The 13,322-nt window shown below is 73.3% G+C and carries 14 protein-coding genes and 1 tRNA gene; 9 read left to right on the top strand and 6 right to left on the bottom strand.

The window, feature by feature from the left end:
* The first annotated feature begins 97 nt into the window (after window positions 1–97).
* Together AB0K82_RS15180 and AB0K82_RS15175 are read left to right on the top strand one after the other, a co-directional pair.
* Complete coding sequence (locus tag AB0K82_RS15180; RefSeq protein ID WP_364397067.1) at window positions 98–931, top strand: patatin-like phospholipase family protein; 834 nt, start codon at window positions 98–100, stop codon at window positions 929–931.
* Window positions 932–937: 6 nt separating this feature from the next.
* Window positions 938–1,918 (top strand): 1-acyl-sn-glycerol-3-phosphate acyltransferase, encoded by a 981-nt coding sequence (locus AB0K82_RS15175; protein ID WP_364397065.1) that lies wholly within the window; start codon window positions 938–940, stop codon window positions 1,916–1,918.
* Between the two features lie 34 nt (window positions 1,919–1,952).
* On the opposite strand, the gene AB0K82_RS15170 is transcribed toward AB0K82_RS15175, so the two are convergent.
* On the bottom strand, window positions 1,953–2,783 hold the full coding sequence (locus AB0K82_RS15170; protein ID WP_364397062.1) for a class I SAM-dependent methyltransferase: 831 nt from the start codon (window positions 2,781–2,783) through the stop codon (window positions 1,953–1,955).
* A gap of 62 nt (window positions 2,784–2,845) precedes the next feature.
* Here AB0K82_RS15170 and AB0K82_RS15165 point away from each other — a divergent pair, with 62 nt between their 5' ends.
* Complete coding sequence (locus tag AB0K82_RS15165; RefSeq protein ID WP_364397060.1) at window positions 2,846–3,445, top strand: TetR/AcrR family transcriptional regulator; 600 nt, start codon at window positions 2,846–2,848, stop codon at window positions 3,443–3,445.
* Between the two features lie 7 nt (window positions 3,446–3,452).
* Here AB0K82_RS15165 and AB0K82_RS15160 read toward each other — a convergent pair whose 3' ends face one another.
* Both AB0K82_RS15160 and AB0K82_RS15155 read right to left on the bottom strand, forming a co-directional pair.
* Complete coding sequence (locus AB0K82_RS15160; protein WP_364397057.1) at window positions 3,453–3,893, bottom strand: FAD-binding protein; 441 nt, start codon at window positions 3,891–3,893, stop codon at window positions 3,453–3,455.
* Complete coding sequence (locus AB0K82_RS15155; protein ID WP_364397055.1) at window positions 3,863–4,096, bottom strand: hypothetical protein; 234 nt, start codon at window positions 4,094–4,096, stop codon at window positions 3,863–3,865. Before AB0K82_RS15155 ends, AB0K82_RS15160 begins: the two co-directional genes overlap by 31 nt.
* Before the next feature lie 139 nt (window positions 4,097–4,235).
* On the opposite strand from AB0K82_RS15155, the gene AB0K82_RS15150 reads away from it, so the two are divergent.
* Window positions 4,236–4,448 carry a hypothetical protein gene (locus AB0K82_RS15150; protein WP_364397053.1) on the top strand — a complete coding sequence of 71 codons (213 nt, stop codon included), beginning with the start codon at window positions 4,236–4,238 and terminating at the stop codon, window positions 4,446–4,448.
* Between the two features lie 124 nt (window positions 4,449–4,572).
* Here AB0K82_RS15150 and AB0K82_RS15145 read toward each other — a convergent pair whose 3' ends face one another.
* Entirely contained in the window at window positions 4,573–5,037 is a 465-nt protein-coding gene (locus tag AB0K82_RS15145; RefSeq protein WP_364397050.1) for a peptidoglycan-binding protein, read from the bottom strand.
* 308 nt (window positions 5,038–5,345) lie between these two features.
* Here AB0K82_RS15145 and AB0K82_RS15140 point away from each other — a divergent pair, with 308 nt between their 5' ends.
* From AB0K82_RS15140 to AB0K82_RS15130, 3 genes are all read left to right on the top strand, one after another.
* Window positions 5,346–6,974 carry a DUF4132 domain-containing protein gene (locus tag AB0K82_RS15140; RefSeq protein WP_364397048.1) on the top strand — a complete coding sequence of 543 codons (1,629 nt, stop codon included), beginning with the start codon at window positions 5,346–5,348 and terminating at the stop codon, window positions 6,972–6,974.
* 9 nt (window positions 6,975–6,983) lie between these two features.
* Window positions 6,984–7,190: a helix-turn-helix domain-containing protein gene (locus tag AB0K82_RS15135; RefSeq protein ID WP_364397046.1), complete on the top strand. Its 207-nt coding sequence runs from the start codon at window positions 6,984–6,986 to the stop codon at window positions 7,188–7,190.
* A gap of 192 nt (window positions 7,191–7,382) precedes the next feature.
* A tRNA-Glu gene (locus AB0K82_RS15130) sits at window positions 7,383–7,455 on the top strand.
* 187 nt (window positions 7,456–7,642) lie between these two features.
* Here AB0K82_RS15130 and AB0K82_RS15125 read toward each other — a convergent pair.
* The gene (locus AB0K82_RS15125; RefSeq protein WP_364397043.1) at window positions 7,643–10,927 is read right to left on the bottom strand and encodes a BTAD domain-containing putative transcriptional regulator; all 3,285 of its coding nucleotides are present in this window, start codon (window positions 10,925–10,927) and stop codon (window positions 7,643–7,645) included.
* 95 nt (window positions 10,928–11,022) lie between these two features.
* Here AB0K82_RS15125 and AB0K82_RS15120 point away from each other — a divergent pair, with 95 nt between their 5' ends.
* A complete protein-coding gene (locus AB0K82_RS15120; protein ID WP_364397041.1) occupies window positions 11,023–12,195 on the top strand; it encodes a DUF2332 domain-containing protein in 1,173 nt (390 codons plus the stop codon).
* A 38-nt stretch (window positions 12,196–12,233) separates the two neighbouring features.
* Here the strand turns inward: AB0K82_RS15120 and AB0K82_RS15115 are convergent, their stop codons facing one another.
* Window positions 12,234–12,737: an ATP-binding protein gene (locus AB0K82_RS15115; RefSeq protein ID WP_364397038.1), complete on the bottom strand. Its 504-nt coding sequence runs from the start codon at window positions 12,735–12,737 to the stop codon at window positions 12,234–12,236.
* A 206-nt stretch (window positions 12,738–12,943) separates the two neighbouring features.
* Between AB0K82_RS15115 and AB0K82_RS15110 the strand changes: the two genes are divergently transcribed.
* Complete coding sequence (locus AB0K82_RS15110) at window positions 12,944–13,180, top strand: DUF397 domain-containing protein (RefSeq protein ID WP_345357493.1); 237 nt, start codon at window positions 12,944–12,946, stop codon at window positions 13,178–13,180.
* The last annotated feature ends 142 nt before the right edge of the window (window positions 13,181–13,322 follow it).

Below are 13,322 nucleotides of genomic sequence, written 5' to 3'. Positions count from 1 at the left end.
TCGTCTCAGCGCCGATCGGCCGGACACGCCTTATGTCGTTGATGGCAGTGATCCGGGGGTAAGAGGGGCTCGCTGAGGTCTTTCGACAGGAGACGCCGTGAATGATGCCAAGACCGCGTTCGTACTGGGTGGTGGTGGGCTGCTGGGCGCCCACGAGGTCGGCATGCTGCGGGCGCTCGCCGAGGCGGGGATCCGGCCGGACCTGGTCGTGGGGACCTCGGTCGGCGCCTTCAACGGGGCGTTCGTCGCCTCCGACCCGGCGAACGCCGCAGACCTGCTGACCAAGGCCTGGCAGGGCGATGGGGCGGGCTCGGTGTTCGCCGGTTCGTTCTTCAGCCGCGTCTCGACCCTGATCCGTTCCGGTACGCATCTGCACTCGACCGATCTCCTGGCGACCGCGCTGGACGCGCTGATCCCCGCCGACCGGATCGAGGACCTGGCCGTGCCGTTCCACTGCGTGGCGGCCAACATCGAACGCGCCGAGGCGCGGTGGTTCACCAGCGGTCCGCTCGTTCCGGCCGTGCTGGCCTCGTGCGCGGTCCCCGGCGTCCTGCCGCCTGTCCGCATCGGCGACGAGCACTACTACGACGGCGGCCTGGTGCACAGCATCCCCATCGGCCGTGCCCTGCGGGAGGGGGCCCGGACGGTGTACGTCCTGCAGGTCGGCCGGATCGAGACCCCCCTCACCGCGCCGACCAGGCCCTGGCAGGTCGGGCTGGTCGCCTTCGAGATCGCCCGGCGGCACCGGTTCGCCGAGGAGATGGCCGAACTGCCCGATGACGTCACCGTTCACGTCCTGCCCACCGGGTCGACCGGCCAGGCCGCGGGCCTGTCCCAGTTGCGCTACCGCGACTCTTCACGGGTCGAGGCGCACATCGAGCGGGCGTACGCGGCGAGCCGCGAGTACCTGTCGGATCTGTCGGATAGCTGACCTCCCGTGCTCCCCTCGCGGTTCGTCAGGCGTCTGCTCTTCATCCCGCTGCTGTTCGCGGTGGCGGCGGTGGCGGTGGCGGCGGTTCCGTTGCTGCTGCTCGTCGGGGCGGTGGCCGCGCGCCGCCGTCACCGGTTCCTGCGGATCGCGGTCATCGCGGTCTGCTGGCTCGTCCTCGAGTGCGTCGTGCTCACGGCGTGCCTGGGCCTGTGGGTGGCCGGCGGGTCGCCCGAGACGGTCCGCGCGCGGCACTACGCGCTGTGCGGCTGGTTCCTCACCCGCATGTACGACGTCGCGGCCCGCATGCTCGGACTCGTGGTCGAGGTCCAGGAACCGATCGACGCGGTCTCCGGGCGGCCCGTGATCGTGCTCAGCCGGCACGGCGGGCCGGGGGACTCCTTCCTCATCGTGCACTACCTGCTCAACGTGTACGGGCGGCGGCCGCGGATCGTCATGAAGGCCGCCCTGCAACTCGATCCCTCGGTCGACGTGCTGCTCAACCGGCTGCCGAACGTGTTCGTGCCGGACGGCTCCGCGCCGCGCGAGCGGGTGGTCGACGACGTCGGCCGCCTGGCGGCCGGGATCGGCCCCGCCGACGCGCTGCTCATCTTCCCCGAGGGCGGCAACTTCACGCCGCGCCGCCGGGTGCGCGCGATCCGCCGGCTGCGGCGGCAGGGCCGTCCGGACGCGGCCGTACGCGCCCGGAAGATGGCCAACGTCCTGCCACCGCGCCCGGCCGGCTCGCTCGCGGCGATCGACGCCGCGCCGGACGCCGACGTCGTCTTCGTCGCCCACACGGGTGCCGACGACCTCCTGACCGTCGGGGACGTCTGGGGCCGGATCCCGTTGGACCGGCCGCTGCGCGCGCGGTGGTGGCGGGTTCCACGCGAGGAGATCCCCGAGGACGACCGGGAACGGTGGCTGTTCGACTGGTGGGAGCAGATCGACGCCTGGATCACGGACAACCGCCCGCACCCCGCCGCGTAGGCGGTCGGCGCGGTGTCGAAGCGCCGCGGCCGGGTCAGGCGGCGTCGTCGGTTCGCGTCGCGACGACCGCCATCGTGGAGTACGGCATCGTGAAGCCGCCGCCGAGCGCGTCGATGGCGGCTCCGACGCTCTCCAGCACCTCCGCCACCTTCTCCGGCGGGAGCCGGGTCATGGACCCCTGGGTGGGGATCTGGTCCAGCCACTCGTCCCGTGTGTAGTAGTGCTCCCAGTCGAAACGCCACTGCTCCGGGTCGCCGAACCCGCCGACCTCGCGGATCCCGTCGGCGGCCTTGTCGATCATCATCTGGTAGGCGTCCATGGCCGATCCGGTCGTCGGCACTCTGAAGGGGGAGTCGGGCGCCACCCGCCGGTAGACCGTGGCGAAGGCCTCCAGCACCTCGGCCGGGGGCTGGAACGCGTGCCAGAACGCCGCCAGCACTCCACCGGGACGCAGCGCCTGCGCCGCCTTGGCCGCCCCCGCGACCGGGTCGATCCAGTGCCAGGCGGTCGCGGCGACGACCGCGTCGAAACGCCGCCCGGCGGGGTCCCAGGTCTCGATCGTCGCGACCTCGGCCTCGACCCCGCCGCGCCGCGCGAACTCGGCCATCCGCGCGTCGGGCTCGACGCCCAGGACCGTGCAGCCGGCCGCCTGGAACTGCCGGGCCGCCGTGCCGGTGCCGCAGCCGACGTCGAGGACGTCGCGCCCGGGAGCGGCGGCCACGATCCGCTCCACCAGGGCGGCGGGATAGCGGGGCCTGGTCCGGTCGTAACGTTCGGCGTCCACGCCGAAGGACTCCGCGATCTCTCGGGCGTGATGGGGCTGGCGCGCGGGACCGGGAGCGCGGTCGGAAGGTAGAGTGGGCATGTGCCCACTATGAGTGGGCGCTTGCCCACTCGTCAAGTCGTCCGGGAAAGGCGGGATGCGCGATGCCGACAGGTGTGGCCCTCCGCGACGTTCGGGAGCAGCTGTTCGACGCCGCCGAGCGAATCCTGTTGCGGGACGGGCCGAGCGCGCTGACCAGCCGGGCCGTCACCATCGAGGCTGGCTGCGCCAAGGGCGTCCTGCACCGCCACTTCGCCGACTTCGACGCGTTCCTCGCCGAACTCGTGCTGGACCGCGCCGACCGGATGGCCGGTCAGGCGGCCGCCCTGCGCGACTCGGCCGGGACCGGCGCCGTCGTCGGCAACCTCACCGGCGCGCTGACGGGGCTGTTCGAGTCGGTCGCCGTGGCCATCGTCGCCCTCATCACGTTCCGCGACGAGCTGCGCGCCCGGCTGCGCGAGACCTGGCCGGTCGGCGTGCCGATCCTGACGGACGCCGCCACCATGATCGCCGCGTATCTCGCCGCTGAGCGGGAGCTGGGCCGCGTCGCGGCCGACGCCGAGGTGGACGCGCTCGCGCCCACCCTGATCGGGGCCGGCCACCTGCTGTTCGCCGACCGGAAGGGCGTCCCGCCGGAGCCTGAGACCGTCGAGAAGGTCGTGACCACGGTCATCGGCGGCGCCCTGCGCGAGCCGTCCTCATGACCGCCCCTCAGGTCGCTCCGGCCGCCAGGTGGTCTCCGATGAGCCAGCCGAACCCCAGAGCGGCCAGGAGGCCGTTTCCGGACATGTAGCCCTCCGATGAGGCGCCGGAGATTCCGCAGGCCGAGCCGCCGCCGGCGTACAGGCCGGGGACGGCCCGGCCGGACCGGTGCTGGACGCGGCCGGTGGTGTCGACCAGCAGACCGCCCTGGGTGGTGAGCACCCCACTGGCCACCTGTCCGGCGTACAGGGGGAAGCGCAGCGGGCCGTGGTCGACGCCGGCCGGGTCATCCGTCACGTCGCGGGCCCGGAAGGCGGCCAGAGTCGTGGCCAGTTCCCGCTGCGGCAGCCGGTACGCCTCGGCCAGCTCCTGTTCGGTGGCGAAGGGGCGGAACGCCCCGGCGGCGGCGGACTCGCGCATCAGCTCCGAGCGCATCGCCGCCTCGTGCATCCGCTCGTCCCAGATGTGAGCACGGCCCGGCCGCCGGGCTGGGCGGCGATGATCCGGCCGAGCTTGGAGTAGCCCTGAGCCTGTTCGTCCACGAAGCGCCGTCCGTGGCCGCCGACGAGCAGCGCGCCGAGGAACGGCAGGACCGGGTTGAGGCGGGTGCCGTGGCCGGGCACGACGAGGCCGTGGCCGAGGAAGGCGCCCATGTTCCGCAGGACGGCGCCGAGCTCGACGCCCCAGCGAACGGCGTCGCCGGTGCTGGTGCCGACCCCGCCGTAGAACGCTCCGGCGGCGTCGGGCTAGTACCGGCTAGTACAGCAGGCGCACTCCCTCGGCATCCGCTCGGTGCGCGTCGCCACCCACTGCACCGAGGCCGACATCTCCGCGCAGCACATCGCGGCCGCGCGCGAGATGGGCATGGACGTGGCGGGCTTCCTGATGATGTCGCACATGGCCGAACCGGCCGAACTCGCCCGGCAGGCGAAGCTGATGGAGTCCTACGGCGCGACCTGCGTGTACGTGACCGACTCCGCGGCCCGAGCCGCCTCGACCCCCTGAGAGAACGGGCGGCCCGGCGCCGCGGCCGGGAACGGCCGCACGACCCCCTGGTCGTGCGGCCGTTCCGCGGCCGGTCGGCCGTCTGCCGCGAATTCCGGTCAGCCGCCTGACGGGCCGCGAAGGATCACCTTCCGGCGCGGGAGATGAGCTGTCTCCAGGTGGCCGGGCCGACGACCCCGTCGACCGGCGGCGACACCCGCTCCTGGAAGCGTCGGGTGGCGGTGTCGGTGTCGGGCCCGAAGACCCCGTCGACCTGGGCGGCGGACTTCAGGTCGCCGTGCTTGAGCAGTTCCGTCTGGGCCGCCTTGACGTACTCGTTCCGGTCGCCCTCGCGGACGGTCGAGCCGATCGTCGTTCCGTCGGTCAGCCGCTGCCAGGTCGCCGCGCCGACGACCCCGTCGACGGTCAGCCCCGCGATGCTCTGGAAGCCCCGTACGACGCTGTCCGTGGCCGGTCCGAACACCCCGTCGGCCGCGAGCGTGCGCCACTGGTCGCGGGCGCCGCGCAGCAGATACTGCAGCGCCGTCACGTCCGGACCCGTGCTCCCCTGTCGTAGGACCGGCCATGACGCCGATGCCTGTTCGGTCATGCGATCCACCTCCCCATGGTGGTTCCCCCGCCGTTTCGCGGGGACATAGGGGAGACGCTCGCCTGACCGGCGAAGTTTCCGGTGGTCAATGACGAATCGCCGTTCGGTCAGCCGTTCCTGACCCTTCCGGAAGGCCGGACTTCGGGAGGACCGGCCGTCGACCTGTCGCCATTTCGGTCAGGACGGTTATTCGCGACTTCTCCGGCCGTCCGGCCTTGCGAACGGCCTCCCGTGGCGCGTACGGGCCGGGTCGCTTGGCCCGTACGCGCGGGCGCGATTCTGTCGTTGCCGAGTGCCAGGATCAGCCCATGTCGCCGGAAACGCTCAGATCCGTCCTCCCCACCCCCCTGGAAGATCCCGCAGCCGAGCCGGCCGGCGGTGAGCGACCGGCCGCGACCCCGCGGATCGTCGCGGCGGAGCAGGCGCTGGCCGGGAGGCTCGACGACGGGACGGGCCAGGCACTGGGCCGGATCCGGGACCAGAGGTACGACTCCCGCCCGACTCTGGACCACTGGGAGCGGCTGGCGGACTCGCCGTACGCCGGGTTCGCGCGGACCGCGCTGGAGGCCGCCGCCGCCCGGGCCGCCGCGATCCAGGCGGGGGAGCTTCCCTACATCGCCGACAAGGCGTTCACCACGGAGGAGGTCGCGGTGCTCGGCCGGGCGTGCCGGGTCGCCCTCCTGCGCGACGAGCCCTGGCTGCCGGAGCTGCTCGACCGGCTCCTGCCGGCGATCGCGGTGGCGCCCACGCCGGCCCGCACCCTCCCGTCGCAGGCGCTGCTGTTCGAGCTGGCCCGGTCGGCGCAGGAGTTCCCGACGCCCGAGGCGGCGGCCGCGCTGCGCGCCGTCCGCGGCGTCGTCCGCCACGCCGGGGTGCCCAAGCAGCTCGACCGCAACCTGAAACGCGTCGACGCCGCGCTGAGCGAGCGCGCCGAGGTCGCCTTCCGGCTGCCCGACCTCGGCTTCGGCTCGGACGGCGTGCACCGCGGTGCGGTCGGCGAGTACGAGGCGCGGATCACGGTCGGCGAGGACGTGGCGCTGACCTGGCACCACCACGACGGGCGTGAACTGCGCGGGGTGCCCGCCGCGGTCCGGCGTGACCACCCCGAGCGGCTCAAGGAGCTGCGGGAGCTCGTCAAACGGACCCGCGCCCACCTCACGACGCTCACCCGGGCCCTGGAGGCCGCGCTGCTCGCCGAGGCCGGGCAGGCGTACGGCCGGTGGCGGGCGGAGCAGGCGGGGCACCCGATCGGCCGCCCCCTCATCGAACGCCTGCTCTGGGAGGTCGAGGTCGCTCCCGGGCAGTGGCGCGCCGGTCTGCCGGTCGAGGGCGGCCGGCGCTTCCTCGACGCCGCCGGGGAGCCATGGGCCGTGGTGGACGAGGACGCCGCCATCCGGCTGTGGCACCCCATCCGCGCCACTCCCGAGGAGATCCGCGCCTGGCGCGACCACCTGAGCGAGCGGCGGATCCGGCAGCCGTTCAAGCAGGCGTTCCGGGAGATCTACCTGCTCACTCCGGCGGAGCGGGAGACCCGGGGCTATTCCAACCGGTTCGCCGCGCACATCCTGCGCTTCCGCCAGTTGTACGCGCTGATGAAGGGCCGCGGCTGGGAGCCGGCCATGCTCGGCCCCTGGGACGGCGGGTACGAAGGGGAGGCGACGCGCGTGCTCCCCGGCCGAGGCTGGCGGGGGCGCCTGTTCCTGGAGTACGCCGACCCCGCGCAGTATGAGGACCTGGCCGCCACCGACCAGGTCCGGTTCGAGCGCCGTGCGGGCGGCGAGTGGCGCGAGGCGACTCTGGACGAGGTACCGCCCGTGGTCTTCAGCGAGCTGATGCGCGACGTGGACCTGTTCATCAGCCGCATGGCGTGGAGACCCCGGTCTTCAGACCAGGAGGAAACGCCGTTCCCTCCTCGGGATGTCGATGGTGATGGTTAGGGTGCGGGCATGCGGTTCCGGCTTGCGCCCACGCCCGCTCAAGAGCAGGCGCTGCTGGACCACTGCTCGCACGCCCGATATGTGTGGAATCTCGCTGTCGAGCAGCACCAGCACTGGCAGCTAGGCCGGAAGAGCGCGCCGGGCTATGCCGAGCAGTCCCGCCAACGGAGGCTGAGCCCGTCCGTCTGGTTTGGCGTCGAAGTGATCCCCCGGTAGAGTTACGGATGTCGGCAGGCGGGGACGGACCGGTCCGGACCTGGCAGGCCGACAGGGTCCCTCCGGGTGGCACCGGAAGCGACCCGCTTCTCATGTAGGGCCCGGGCTCGCCAAAACCCGGTTCGTACAAGGGGGGAACGTCCGCTAAGCTGGGCGTCGCCCGCACGGGAGACCGAGCAGGCGAAAACACAAGGTCCCGTCGTCTAGTGGCCTAGGACGCCGCCCTCTCAAGGCGGTAACGCCGGTTCAAATCCGGTCGGGACTACACAGGTCGAAGGCTCGACCACCCTCGGGTGGTCGAGCCTTCGATATTTTCCGCGCATGCTCCGATCGCCCCCGCGCGCAGTTCGGGGGCGTTCACCATCGGGCAGAGCCTTGCCGGCGCTCAGTGGATGAACGCAGGGCGGCTGTGACCCTGGCCGAGAAGCGCGGCGGGTCGGACCGGCCGACGGTCACGCGTCGCCGGCCGCGGCGGTGAGCAGCGCGACGGCCTCCTCCCGCGACATGGCCGCGCCGCGTGCGCGGGCGGTGTCGAACGCCTCCGCGCCGATGAGCTCGCGCGCCCGGGCGGTGACGCGGGCGACGTCCGGATCCCCCGCCAGGGAGAGGCCGCGCAGCGCGCTTCCGAGGCCGAGGAGGAGGGCGGCCCGCTCGCCGTCGCCCCGGAGCGCCGCCGACCCGGCCAGGGCCTCGGCGCCGTGGGACAGGATCCGGAAGTCGCCCTGCGGGAGGCCGGCGGCGAGCGCCTGACGGAACCGGGCCTCGGCCTCGACGGCGTCGCCCGCGGCCTCGGCGATCCGGCCGAGGCCGATCAGCGCCAGCGCCCTGCTGTAGCGGACGATGAACCCCTCCGCCGTGCATCTGTCCAGCGCGGCCTCGAAGTGACGACGTGCCTCCGCCGGATCGCCGCGGAGCCGGGCGACCTCGCCCAGGCCGATCAGGGTGTCCGCGATCGTCTCGGCCCCGCCCGACCGGCGCGAGAGGGCATGGGCGCGCTCGTAGTTCTCCCGGGCGGCGTCGAGCTCACCGCGGCGGATCAGCATCTCGGCGCGCAACTGCAGGCAGTCCGCCATGTCCTCGGCCGAGTCGAGCCGCCGGATGTGCTCGTACGCCTCGTCGAGCAGGGCCTGCGCCGCCTCCCAGTCGCCGCGCCACACGGCGAGACGCGCGCGTTCCCCCAGCATCGCCGACAGGCCCCAGCGGTCACCGAACGCGCGGAATCCCGCTTCGCCCCGCGCGAACTCGTGTTCCGCGCCGGTGAGGTCGCCGGCGAGGATCTGGCGGTACGCGTAACCGAAGTGGCGTAGGGCGCGGGACCACGGATCCCGGCCCATCCGCGCCTCCTGCAACTCGATGTTGGCCGCGGAGGGTCCGCCGCTGATCGCCCACAGGAGAGTCGACATCGGCCGGAGCGCCGGCCGGTCAGAGCCCAGGTCCGCCATGATCGAGTCGATCCGCCGCCGGTAGCCGTCCAGGGCCGGATCGTCGCCGCCGCCGTGCAGGGCGAGCATGACGCACAGCGCGTACTCCTCGCCCGCCTCGGCCGGCGGCTGGTCGCCCATCAGGGCGAGCAGCTCGGTGGCCGTCGACCCGCCCTCGCTGCGCAGCCCGCGCAGCCACCAGTAGGCCGCCATCGCCGCCAGCATCCGCAGCGCCCTGGCGTGATCGGTGTGCATCAGGAGGCGGAGCGCGGCCAGCAGGTTGCCGCGCTCGGCGTTCAACCGGGCCAGCCACTCAAGCTGCTCGGCCCGGCGCAGGTGGGGTTCGGCCGTCTCCGCCAGCTCCAGGAAGTACGCGGCGTGCGCCGCGCGGACGTGTTCGGCCTCGCCGGCCTCGGCCAGCCGCTCGGCGCAGAACTCACGGATGGTGTCGAGCATGCGGTACCGGCCGCCGTCGCCCTCGACGAGGGACTTGTCGGCGAGGTCGGTGAGCAGGTCGTCGACCTCGTCCTCGGCGAGCCCGCAGATCCGCGCCGCCGCCGTCGGCGTGGCGCCGCCCGCGAACACGGTCAGCCGCCGGGCGACCAGGCGTTCGTCCGCGTCGAGCAGGTCCCAGCTCCACTGCACCACGGCGCGCAGGGTGCGGTGGCGGGGCGCCTTGGTCCGGTCGCCCCGCGACAGCAGCCGGAACCGGTCGTACGGGGCCGCCCCGGAATCCTCGGTGCCCTCGGCCGCTCCGAGGCGGGCGGCGACCTCCTCGACGGTGAGCGTACGCAGCCGGGCGGCGGCCAGCTCGATCGCGAGCGGCAGCCCGTCGAGCGCGTCGCAGACGCGCGCCATGACGGCGACGGTGGGGGCGTCCAGCTCGAGACCGGGTCGTACGGCGGCCGCCCGATCGGCGAACAGCCGTACGGCGGGATAGGCGAGCGCGTCGGCCGGATCCGCGCCGGGCGGAGGCGCGGCGAGCGGCGCCAGCGGGCACAGCGCCTCGCCGGTGATGCCGAGGGCCTCCCGGCTGGTCGCCAGCACCCGCAGGCCGGGGCAGGCGCCGAGCAGCCGGTGCACGAGCCCGGCCGCCTCGTCGATCACGTGCTCGCAGTTGTCCAGGATGAGCAGGAGGTCACGGTCGGCGAGGGACTCGACGAGCCGTCCCGCCGGGTCGGGCCGCGGGCCGAGGGAAGTGGCCATCAGGCCCGCCTCCCGTACGCCCAGCGCGTCGATGACCGTCTGAGCCACCGTGTCATCCGGGCCCGCGCCGTCCTCAGGGCGGCGCTTGACCGCCGAGAGGTCCACGAACCGGACCTCGCCCGGCGCCCGGCCGCCTGCCTCGACCGCCAGGCGGGTCTTACCGGTCCCGCCCGGACCGACCAGCGTGACGAGGCGCTCGGCGGCGAGCAGGCCGCCGACGCGGGCCAGCTCCTCCCGGCGCCCGACGAAGCTGGTGAGCTGGGCGGCCAGCGCGCCGCGGGTCGCCGGGGCCGACGGTCGTTCTCGTGGCCGGCCGGCCGTCAGGGACGGGGCGGCCGTCAGGGACGAGGCAGCCGTCAGGGACGGGTCGGCCCGGAGGACGGCGAGGTGGACCTGGACGAGCTCCGGCGATGGGTCGGCGCCGAGCTGGTCGGCGAGCGTGTGCCGGGCGTCCTCGAACACCGCGAGGGCCTCGGCCTGCCGGCCGGCGCCGTACAGGGCGCGCATGAGCAGGCCGCGCAGGCGCTCCCGCAGGGGATGGGCGGCGACCTGCTCCCGGAGCTCGATCACCAGGTCACGGTGGTCGCCCAGCATCAGCCGCGCCTCGGCGTAGTCCTCGAACGCCTCCAGCCGGAGTTCTTCGAGCCGGGCGACCTGTGCCTCGGCGAACGGCGCGGCGGTCACGTCGGCGAGCGCCGGTCCGCGCCACAGGTCGAGGCCCGCGCGCAGCAGGGCGGCGGCGCGGCCCGGATCGCCGTCCGCCAGGGCGCGCCGGCCGTCCCGCGCCAGCCGTTCGAAGCGGAGGGCGTCCACCTGGTCGGGGTCGACCGCGAGACGGTATCCGGCGGGATGGAACTCCACCAGGTCACGGGACCCGTCGGCGGCGCCGAGACCGCGCCGCAGCCGGGACACCTGGGACTGCAGGGCGTTCGCCGTGCCGGCCGGGGGCTCTTCGCCGTACAGACCGTCGATCAGGCGTTCGGCGGTCACCACGCGGCCCGCGTCGAGGAGGAGCAGGGCCAGCAGGGAGCGTACGCGCGGCCCTCCGACCGAGACCGGGGCGCCGTCGGAGGCACGGACCTGAAGCGGGCCCAGGATGCCGAATCGCATGCCCCCGATTGTCGCGGATGATCACATCGGCGGCGCCATGGAGTTGACGATAATCAATGTTGACCGGTATCCGGGAACGCGGCCAGCATCCCGGTATGCCCTACGAAGATCTGGCCCGGCTCTTCGCGGCCGCACCACGCCTGTTCGCGACCTCGCCGCTCTACGGCCGCCTCGGCGCGGTCGTCGCGGCGGACGAGCGGCTGCTGGCGATCGCGGCGGAGGCCCGCCCCGGTCAGCTTCCGACGAACCTGCTGTTCGCGGCGGTGCACTATCTGCTGCTGCGGGACCCCTCGCACGAACTGGCCGCCTGGTATCCCACCACCGGTGCGGGGCGTGCGCCGGAGCGCGATCCGGGTCCGGCGTTCACCGACTTCTGCCTCGGCCGGCGCGAGGAACTCGTCGCGCTCATGCGCGGCCGCCTCGTCCAGACGAACGTCGTGAAACGGGCGACGGCCCTGCGGCTCGGCCTCGCCGCCGTCGCCCGCGTGATCGAGCGGAGCGAGGGAATCGAAGGCGCAGCCCCTACGAGTCGCCCCTCCGAAGGGCCCATGATCGAGCGGAGCGAGGGAATCGATGGCGCAGCCCCTACGAGTCGCCCCTCCGAAGGGCCCCGGACCGGCGAGCCCGTCACGCTGATCGAGGTGGGGTGCAGCGCGGGTCTGCTGCTGCGGTTCGACGAGTACCGCCATGACCTCGGCGGCCGTACGTGGGGCAGACCCACCTCACCGGTCGCGATCCGGACCCGGTGGCGCGGAGCCGGGCCCGCGCCGGACCTCGACCCGCTGCCGGCCATCGCCGACCGCGTCGGCGTCGACCTGCACCCCGTCGACGTCACCGACCCGGACGAGCGGCTCTGGCTGCGCGCCCTGATCTGGCCGGAGAACCGCGCGCAGGCGGATCTTCAGGACGCGGCCCTGCGCGTGGTCGCCGCCGATCCGCCGCGGATGGTCGCAGGCGATGTCGTGGAGGTGCTGCCGCGGATCGTCGCGGACGTGCCCGCGGGTGCGCCGGTGGTCGTGTTCCACGCCGCCACGCGCCTGCACGTCGCGGAGGACCGGCGTGCTCGGTTCGATGAGGCGATCGCGGCCGTGGGACGGACGCACCGGCTGTTCCACCTGTCGCTGGAGGGGGCGCCGGAGTTCGACCTGCTCTGCTTCGCGGTGCGCCTGCGGTGCGGGGACGGGACCGAACGGCTGCTGGCGCTCGCCGACGGCCACGTCGAGTGGATCGCCGGACCGGAGGACGGGCCCGTGTGGGAGGACGACTGAGCGATGCGGCCGCCGGGCGGCCGGAATGAGTACGGGTGTCAGGCGATGGAGAACGCGGCCCAGACGGCCTTGCCGCCGCCCAGCAGGGGAGTCCAGCCCCAGGCCCTGCTGATGGCGTCGATGATGTGCAGGCCGCGCCCGGTCTCGGCGACGAAGTCGGGCTCCCGCATGCTCGGGGCCCGGTCCGCCGGGTCGGTGACCATGCACACCAGGTGGCAGCGGTACCGGACGAGGACGAGCCGGAGGGCCTCCTCGGCGTCGACTCCGCAGCGCAGGCCGTGACGGATCGCGTTGGTCACGAGCTCGGACACGACCACGGACGCGTCGTCGTAGAACCGGGCCAGACTCCACTCCGCCAGTGTCGTCTTCGTGACATGCCGCGCGATCTTCGGCGACTCGGCCTCCGCGGGCAGATTCCGGGCGGCCACCCAGGGGCGGTCGGGGACCTGGTGCGGAGCGTTGTCGAGACGCGTCAGCCAGTCATCCCACCCTCGGTGCGCGAGGGGGATACCGGTGGTCTCGCGTAGCGGAGACTTGGTCATTGGCGAACCCTGGGGGAAGTCGTGTTCGTCGCGAGGCGCCCGGTGCGCCGCTTCCGCTATCTTGCTCCTCAAGTCGTGCATATGCAAGCACGCTTGCACACTCAGATGCACGTGCATCTGAGTGTGCAAGCGGGTGGGGGAGCGGCGTCCGGCCGGCGCCATCAGGTGCGACCGGGCATTCTCGAGAGCGGCCAGGAGGGGCGAGGATGTATCAGGCCTACAACGGAATGTCGGCGTCGCTGCTGCGGGAGGTCAGCTGGCTCAAGAGCCGGGCCAGCAACCCGAGCGGCAACTGTGTCGAGCTGGCGGAGCTGCCCGACGGCGCCATCGCCGTACGGAACTCCCGGTTCCCGGACGGACCGGCGCTGCTCTACACGCGCGCCGAGATCGACGCGTTCATCAAGGGAGCGAAGGACGGGGAGTTCGACCACATGGTCCTCTGAGGGAACTCATGTCCCGTTAGCTGACTACTTTGCAATCGGCGGCCCCGGTGGGACACTGGGCGGATTCCGGTGTCCTGAGGGGAGCGCATGATCGGTTCTGCGCCTGATGGCGAGAAGGCCGTGAGCAGCATGTTCGGTCATC

The sequence above is a fragment of the Actinoallomurus sp. NPDC052274 genome (assembly GCF_040679475.1).
Lineage (GTDB): Bacteria > Actinomycetota > Actinomycetes > Streptosporangiales > Streptosporangiaceae > Actinoallomurus > Actinoallomurus liliacearum.
Note: the sequence above shows the minus strand (reverse complement) of the source record. Positions and strands in the feature narration are given on the sequence as shown.

Bases quoted from the DNA above. Each gene is read 5' to 3' on its own strand.
- AB0K82_RS15120 (WP_364397041.1), top strand. From the start codon at position 11,023: ATGCCCTACGAAGATCTGGCCCGGCTCTTCGCGGCCGCACCACGCCTG.
- AB0K82_RS15115 (WP_364397038.1), bottom strand. From the start codon at position 12,737: ATGACCAAGTCTCCGCTACGCGAGACCACCGGTATCCCCCTCGCGCAC.
- AB0K82_RS15125 (WP_364397043.1), bottom strand. From the start codon at position 10,927: ATGCGATTCGGCATCCTGGGCCCGCTTCAGGTCCGTGCCTCCGACGGC.
- AB0K82_RS15110 (WP_345357493.1), top strand. From the start codon at position 12,944: ATGTATCAGGCCTACAACGGAATGTCGGCGTCGCTGCTGCGGGAGGTC.
- AB0K82_RS15155 (WP_364397055.1), bottom strand. From the start codon at position 4,096: ATGGGCGCCTTCCTCGGCCACGGCCTCGTCGTGCCCGGCCACGGCACC.
- AB0K82_RS15145 (WP_364397050.1), bottom strand. From the start codon at position 5,037: ATGACCGAACAGGCATCGGCGTCATGGCCGGTCCTACGACAGGGGAGC.
- AB0K82_RS15140 (WP_364397048.1), top strand. From the start codon at position 5,346: ATGTCGCCGGAAACGCTCAGATCCGTCCTCCCCACCCCCCTGGAAGAT.
- AB0K82_RS15165 (WP_364397060.1), top strand. From the start codon at position 2,846: ATGCCGACAGGTGTGGCCCTCCGCGACGTTCGGGAGCAGCTGTTCGAC.
- AB0K82_RS15135 (WP_364397046.1), top strand. From the start codon at position 6,984: ATGCGGTTCCGGCTTGCGCCCACGCCCGCTCAAGAGCAGGCGCTGCTG.
- AB0K82_RS15170 (WP_364397062.1), bottom strand. From the start codon at position 2,783: ATGCCCACTCTACCTTCCGACCGCGCTCCCGGTCCCGCGCGCCAGCCC.
- AB0K82_RS15160 (WP_364397057.1), bottom strand. From the start codon at position 3,893: ATGCACGAGGCGGCGATGCGCTCGGAGCTGATGCGCGAGTCCGCCGCC.